This is a genomic window from Streptomyces sp. SBT349 (assembly GCF_001083795.1).
Lineage (GTDB): Bacteria > Actinomycetota > Actinomycetes > Streptomycetales > Streptomycetaceae > Streptomyces.
This window is the reverse complement of sequence record NZ_LAVK01000378.1, coordinates 1-7,013: the sequence shown is the minus strand read 5'-3', so window position 1 is coordinate 7,013 and position 7,013 is coordinate 1. Positions and strand designations below refer to the sequence as shown.

5 protein-coding genes and 1 pseudogene are annotated in these 7,013 nt (G+C 73.9%); 1 reads left to right on the top strand and 5 read right to left on the bottom strand.

Going from position 1 to position 7,013, the window contains the following annotated elements; genetic code table 11:
• On the top strand, nucleotides 1–1,290 hold a 1,290-nt coding region (locus tag ADY01_RS30540; RefSeq protein ID WP_078900753.1), incomplete at its 5' end, for a MinD/ParA family ATP-binding protein.
• Between the two features lie 44 nt (nucleotides 1,291–1,334).
• On the opposite strand, the gene ADY01_RS30535 is transcribed toward ADY01_RS30540, so the two are convergent.
• The 5 genes and pseudogenes from ADY01_RS30535 to infB form a co-directional block, all read right to left on the bottom strand.
• Nucleotides 1,335–2,279, bottom strand: a complete 945-nt coding sequence (locus ADY01_RS30535) for a bifunctional riboflavin kinase/FAD synthetase (protein WP_078900752.1) — start codon at nucleotides 2,277–2,279, stop codon at nucleotides 1,335–1,337.
• Between the two features lie 109 nt (nucleotides 2,280–2,388).
• Nucleotides 2,389–3,291, bottom strand: coding sequence for a tRNA pseudouridine(55) synthase TruB (gene truB, locus ADY01_RS30530; protein ID WP_049579926.1), 903 nt, complete (start codon nucleotides 3,289–3,291; stop codon nucleotides 2,389–2,391).
• A gap of 187 nt (nucleotides 3,292–3,478) precedes the next feature.
• Nucleotides 3,479–3,890: pseudogene (gene rbfA, locus ADY01_RS30525) on the bottom strand (30S ribosome-binding factor RbfA); the annotation flags it as partial.
• 38 nt (nucleotides 3,891–3,928) lie between these two features.
• The gene (locus tag ADY01_RS30520; RefSeq protein WP_049579924.1) at nucleotides 3,929–4,225 is read right to left on the bottom strand and encodes a DUF503 domain-containing protein; all 297 of its coding nucleotides are present in this window, start codon (nucleotides 4,223–4,225) and stop codon (nucleotides 3,929–3,931) included.
• 75 nt (nucleotides 4,226–4,300) lie between these two features.
• Nucleotides 4,301–7,013: translation initiation factor IF-2 (infB, locus tag ADY01_RS30515; protein WP_107081875.1), on the bottom strand; the 2,713-nt coding region annotated here is incomplete at its 5' end.

Sequence of the window (7,013 nt, the reverse complement as noted above, 5' to 3'; positions counted from 1 at the left end):
CCCCGCACCCCCGGCGGGGGCCGGCCGGCCCTGCCCGCCGCGCCGTCCCCCGGGCCAGGCGCGCCCGGACAGCCGGAGCAGGCCCCCGGCGGCTGGCAGGACCAGCAGCAGTACGCCAACCAGATGCAGCCCGGAGCCCTCGGCTACACGGCCTCCGTCGAGCTCTCCTCCGAGAGGCTGCTCCAGGACAGGCGGCGCAACAAGGTGCGTTCGCAGCCCGCGAGCAGGCCCAGCGGCCGGTTCCGCATCGGGGGCAAGTCGGCCGACGCCGAACGCCAGCGCAAGCTGGAGCTCATCCGCACCCCCGTGCTGTCCTGCTACCGCATCGCGGTGATCAGCCTCAAGGGCGGCGTCGGCAAGACGACCACCACCACGGCCCTCGGCGCCACGCTGGCCAGCGAGCGCCAGGACAAGGTCATCGCGATCGACGCCAACCCGGACGCCGGCACGCTGGGCCGCCGGGTGCGCCGGGAGACCGGGGCCACCATCCGCGACCTGGTCGGCGCGATCCCGTACCTGCACAGCTACATGGACATCCGCCGCTTCACCTCGCAGGCCCCCTCGGGCCTGGAGATCCTGGCCAACGACGTGGACCCGGCGATCTCCACCACGTTCAACGACGAGGACTACCGCCGCGTCATCGACGTCCTCGGCAAGCAGTACCCGATCATCCTGACCGACTCGGGCACGGGACTGCTCTACAGCGCGATGCGCGGCGTGCTCGACCTCGCGCACCAGCTCATCATCGTCTCCACCCCCTCGGTGGACGGCGCGAGCAGCGCGAGCACCACGCTCGACTGGCTCTCGGCGCACGGCTACGGCGGGCTGGTCCAGCGCAGCGTGACCGTCATCTCCGGGGTCAGGGAGAGCGGCAAGATGGTCAAGGTCGACGACATCGTGGCCCACTTCACGACCCGCTGCCGCGGTGTGGTGGTCGCCCCCTTCGACGAGCACCTCGCCGCCGGGGCCGAGCTCGACCTCGACCTGATGCGGCCCAGGACCCGTCAGGCGTACTTCGACCTCGCCGCCCTCATCTCCGAGGACTTCGCACGGGTCCAGCAGGAGCAGGGGCTGTGGACCCAGGACGGCGGCATGCCCCCGCACATGGCCCCGCCGCTGCCCGGCCACCAGGGGCACCCGGGTCACCAGGGCGCGCAGCAGCCCCCGCAGCACTACGGCTACCCACCCCAGCAGCCGCAGCAGCAGACACCGCCTCAGCAGCAGCAGCCCCCGTACGGCTACCCCCAGCAGCCGGGCCCCTGGCAGCCGCCGCAGCCGCCGCAGCACTAGGCAGGCGACGCGCGAGGGTCGAACCCGTCCCGGGAGGGCGGGACTCAGCCCTCGCGCGTCCGCTCGCGCACGACGCGCAGGTCGTCCGCGATCCGCTCCAGCAGCCCGTCCAGCGAGGAGAACGTCTCCTGGCCGCGCACGAACGAGCCGAACTCGATCGCCGCCCACTGGTCGTACAGATCCAGGTCCGTGCGGTCCAGCGCGTGCCCCTCGACGGTCCGCCGCTTCCCGTGGAAGTGAGGGTTGGTCCCCACCGAGATCGCCGCGGGCATCCGCTCCCCGGCCGCGATCAGCCAGCCCGCGTACACCCCGTCCGCCGGGACGGCCGAGTAGGGGACCGGATCGACATTGGCCGTCGGGATCCCCAACTCCCGGCCGCGACGGGCCCCGTGGACCACGGTGCCCTCGACGCGGTGCGGCCTGCCCAGCACCTCGGCCGCCGCCGCCACGTCGCCCTCGTCGATCAGCCGCCTGGCCAGTGAGGAGGAGAACGCCTCACCCCGCCCCGCCGCCCCCCGCTCGTACAGGTCGATGACCAGCATCTCGAAGCCGTAGGTCTCGCCCAGCTCGGCCAGCGTTTCCACGGTCCCCGCCGCCCGGTGCCCGAACCTGAACGTCGGCCCCTCCACCACCGACCGCGCGTGCAGCTTCTCCACCAGCACCTTGACCACGAACTCGGCCGGGGCCAGCCGCGAGAACTCCTTGGTGAACGGCAGCACCAGCACCGCGTCCACGCCCAGCCCGGCCATCAGCTCGGCCCGCCGCGGGTGCGGCGCGAGCAGCGGCGGGTGGCTGCCGGGCCGGGTGACCTCCTTGGGGTGCGGGTCGAAGGTGACCACCACGGCGGGGATGCCGAGCTCCCTCGCCCGCTCCACGGCCCGGCCGATGATGAGCTGATGCCCCCGGTGCACCCCGTCGTACGAACCGATGGTGACGACGCTGCGTCCCCAGTCCGCGGGGATGTCCGCCATGTCACGCCAGCGCTGCACCGTTCACACTCCTCGCCGTCTCACACCGGACCTGCCGATCAACCGTACCCGCCGCCCTCCGGCGGCGGCCCGGCGGTCGGCCCGGACCACTCGGGGAACTCACGCGGGCTCAGGCGAAGACGGCGAGACTGCGCGCGCGGTCGTCCGCCGCCTCGATCAGCGCGATGAACCGCTCCTCGGGCCCGAAGACGGCGACGGGCCCGGCGGGCAGCGGGGGTGTGGGGATCCTGACGCCGTTGCCCAGCAGGGTCGCCTGCTGGCCGTCCACGTCCCAGCGCGGGAACGCCGCCGCCGCGGCCTCACCGAGCGGCAGCACGGTCAGTCCGGCCCGCAGCGCGTCCAGCGTGCGCGCGTCACCGAGGGTGTAGGGGCCGACCCGGGTGCGCCGCAGCGCCGTCAGATGGCCGCCGGTGCCCAGGGCGGCGCCCAGGTCGCGGGCCAGCGCCCTGATGTAGGTGCCGGAGGAACAGGTCACGGAGACGGCGAGGTCGAGCACGGCCGTGCCGTCCGCCGCCGTCCCCTCGCGGATGTCCTCGACCGTGAAGGCCCGCACGGTGACCGGGCGGGGCGGGATCTCGACGTCCTCGCCCGCGCGCACCCTGCGGTAGGAACGCCGACCGTCGATCTTGACCGCGCTGACCATCGCCGGAACCTGCATGATGTCGCCGGTCAGCGCCGCCACCCCGGCGTCGAGCGCGGCCCGCTCGACGGCTCGCGCGCCGGCGCTCGCGGTCACCTCGCCCTCGGCGTCGTCGGTCACCGTGCTCTGGCCGAGCCGGACGGTGCCGGTGTACTCCTTCTCGGTCAGCGCCAGGTGCCCGAGCAGCCGGGTGGCCCGCCCGAGGCCCAGCAGCAGCACGCCGGTGGCCATGGGATCGAGCGTCCCGGCGTGCCCGACCCGGCGGGTGCGGGCGATGCCGCGGAGGACCGCGACCACGTCGTGCGAGGTGAAGCCGGCGGGCTTGTCGACCACGACGAGCCCGTCGGCGGCGGGGGTGCCCATCGGGGTCAGCCCTTCTCCCCGGCGGTGCCCCCGCCCTCCTCGGCGGCCTCGGCGGCCTCCGCGTCCGCGGCGGTCTCCGCGGCCTCGGCGGCCTCCGCGTCCGCGGCGGTCTCCGCGGCCTCGGCGGTCTCCGCGGCCTCGGCGGTCTCCGTGGTCCCGGTCTCGCCGTCCTCGCCGTCCTCGTCGTCTTCCCTGACGTGGTACGGATCGGCGCCGCCGGCGTACTCGGCGCCCGCCGAGGCCCGCCTGACCTCCTCGTCACGCTCCCGCGCGCGGCTGAACAGGTCGTCCAGGTTCCGCGAGGTCTCGGGAAGCGCGTCGGGGACGAACTCCAGACTCGGGGTGTGCTTCACACCCGCGGCGGCTCCCACCGCGGCCCGGAGCACGCCCTTGGCGCTGCGCAGCCCGGCGGCCACCTCCTCGCGGTCGGACTCGTCGCCGTACACCGTGTAGAAGACGGTCGCCTCCCGCAGGTCCCCGGTGACGCGGGTGTCGGTGATGGTCACCCTGGTGCCGAGCCGCGGGTCCTTGATGCCCCGGTGCAGCTTCTCGGCGACCACCTCGCGGATGAGGTCCGCCAGCCTCTTGGCCCGTGCCTTGTCGGCCACTGGTCCGTCTCCTTGTTCGAGCGGTGGTTGTTCGGTGCTTACTCGTCGTGCTCGCCGTGGATCCGCCGCCGCACGGACAGCAGTTCCACCTCGGGGCGCGCGGCCACCAACCGCTCGCACCGGTCGAGGATCTCGGCCAGGTGCGCGGCGTCTCCCGACACCACGGCCAGCCCGATCTCGGCGCGCCGGTGGAGATCCTGCTCGCCCACCTCGGCGACGCTGACGGCGTACGTGCGCTGGAGCTCCGCGACGATCGGCCGCACGACGGAGCGCTTCTGCTTGAGCGAGTGGACATCGCCGAGCAGCAGGTCGAAGGACAGGGTCCCTGTATACATGCCGGTGATCGTAACGGGAGCGGCCGGGGCCGATCGACGGGGTTTCCCCCGGCCGACCGGCCCCGGCCGACTGCGTCACACGCGGGGCTTCTCCCGCATCTCGAAGGTGGCGATGACATCGTCGATCTTGATGTCGTTGAAGTTCCCGAGGTTGATACCGCCCTCGAACCCTTCCCTGATCTCGGTGACATCGTCCTTGAAGCGGCGCAGTCCCTCGATCGTGAGGTTCTCCGCCACGACCTTGCCGTCGCGCAGCAGGCGGGCCTTCGTGTTCCGCCTGACCTCGCCGGAGCGGATGAGGACACCCGCGATGTTGCCCAGCTTGGAGGAGCGGAAGACCTCGCGGATCTCCGCCGTGCCCAGCTCGACCTCTTCGTACTCCGGCTTCAGCAGGCCCTTCAGCGCCGCCTCGATCTCCTCGATCGCCTGGTAGATGACCGAGTAGTACCGCACGTCCACGCCCTCGCGCTCGGCCGCCTGCGTGGCACGCCCCTCGGCGCGCACGTTGAAGCCGAGGACGATGGCGTTGGAGCCAGCCGCCAGGTCGATGTCGGTCTCCGTGACCGCGCCGACGCCGCGGTGCAGCACGCGCAGGTCGACACCTTCGCCGACGTCGAGCTGGAGCAGCGAGGACTCCAGAGCCTCGACGGAGCCGGACGCGTCGCCCTTGAGGATGAGGTTGAGCTGCTGGATCTCGCCCGCCTTGAGCACCTTGTCCAGGTCCTCCAGGGAGACCCTGCGGGTGCGCTTGGCGAACGCCGCGTTCCGCTCGCGGGCGGCCCGCTTCTCGGCGATCTGCCGCGCGGTGCGGTCCTCGCCGACCACCAGGAAGTTGTCCCCGGCGCCCGGCACGTTGGTCAGACCCTGCACCAGGACCGGAGTCGAGGGGCCGGCCTCCGCCAGGTTCCTCCCGGCGTCGTCGAGCATGGCCCGCACGCGGCCGTGGGCGTCGCCCACCACCATCGTGTCGCCGACCCGCAGCGTGCCGCGCTGGACCAGGACGGTCGCCACGGCGCCGCGGCCGCGGTCGAGGTGGGCCTCGATCGCGATGCCCTGGGCGTCCTGGCGCGCGTTGGCCCGCAGGTCGAGCGACGCGTCGGCGGTCAGGATGACCGCCTCGAGCAGCCCCTCGATGTTCGTGCCCTGGCGCGCCGAGATGTCGACGAACATCGTGTCGCCGCCGTACTCCTCAGCCACCAGCCCGTACTCGGTGAGCTGACCGCGCACCTTGGTCGGGTCGGCGCCCTCGACGTCGATCTTGTTGACCGCGACGACGATCGGCACCTCGGCGGCCTTGGCGTGGTTGAGCGCCTCGACCGTCTGCGGCATCACACCGTCGTTCGCCGCCACCACGAGGATCGCGATGTCGGTCGACTTCGCACCACGGGCACGCATGGCGGTGAACGCCTGGTGACCCGGGGTGTCGATGAAGGTGATCGCGCGGTCCTCGCCGTTGACGGCGGTCGACACCTGGTAGGCGCCGATGTGCTGGGTGATGCCGCCGGCCTCGCCCTCGATGACGTTGGTCTTGCGGATCGCGTCCAGCAGCCGCGTCTTACCGTGGTCGACGTGGCCCATGACGGTGACCACCGGGGGCCTGGAGGTCAGGGCCTCCTCGCCGCCCTCGTCCTCGCCGAACTCGATGTCGAACGACTCGAGCAGCTCGCGGTCCTCCTCCTCCGGGCTGACGATCTGAACCGTGTAGTTCATCTCGTCGCCGAGGAGCTGAAGCGTCTCGTCGGAGACCGACTGCGTCGCCGTGACCATCTCGCCCAGGTTGAACATGACCTGGACCAGGGAGGCCGGGTTCGCGTTGATCTTCTCGGCGAAGTCGGTCAGCGAGGCGCCGCGGGAGAGCCTGATGGCCTCGCCCTTGCCGCGCGGCAGCATCACGCCGCCGATCGACGGGGCCTGCATGGCCTCGTACTCCTGGCGCCGCTGCCGCTTCGACTTGCGGCCACGCCGCGCGGGACCGCCGGGACGGCCGAACGCGCCCTGCGTGCCGCCGCGGCCACCGGGACCGCCGGGACGGCCGCCGCCACCCGGGCCGCCGCCGAAGCCGCCGCCACCCGGACGTCCGGCGAAGCCGCCGCCACCGCCGCCGGGACGCGTGCCGGTACCCGGACGGCCACCGCCGCCGAAACCGCCACCGCCGCCACCGCCGCCGGGGCGGGGACCGCCACGACCCGCGAAGCCGCCGCCACCGCCGCCGGGGCGAGGACCGCCACCGCCACCGGGACGGCCGGGGCCACCGCCGGCGGGACGCCCGCCGGCCGACGGCCGCTGCGGCATCATGCCCGGGTTCGGCCGGTTGCCACCGGGACCCGGACGGGGACCCGCGGGGCCGCCCTGGGGCCGCGGCATGTTGCCCGGGGTGGCGCGACCGCCACCGGGCGCCTGCGGGCGCGGACCCGGCCGGTCCTGACCGCCGCCGGGACGCGGACCGGGGCGCTCCTGGCCACCGGGACGCGGTCCCGGACCGGGCCTGGGGGCCTGCTGCGGGCGGGCCATGCCGGTCGAACCACTGGTCGTGAAGGGGTTGTTGCCGGGACGCGGACCCGCGGGCCTGCCACCGGGCTTGGGCGCGTTCGACTTGGCCGGCACGGGCTTCGGCGCACCGGAGCCCGCCGGCTTGGGGCCACCGGGACGGGTGCCGGCCGGGCGCGGGCCCTGCTGGCCGCCGCCACTGGGACGGGGCGCGGCCGAACGCTGCGGCGCGGGGGCCGCCTCGGGGGCGGCCTCGGGCGGCGCGGTGAACCCGGATGCCGAGGGGGCGGCGGGTGCCGCG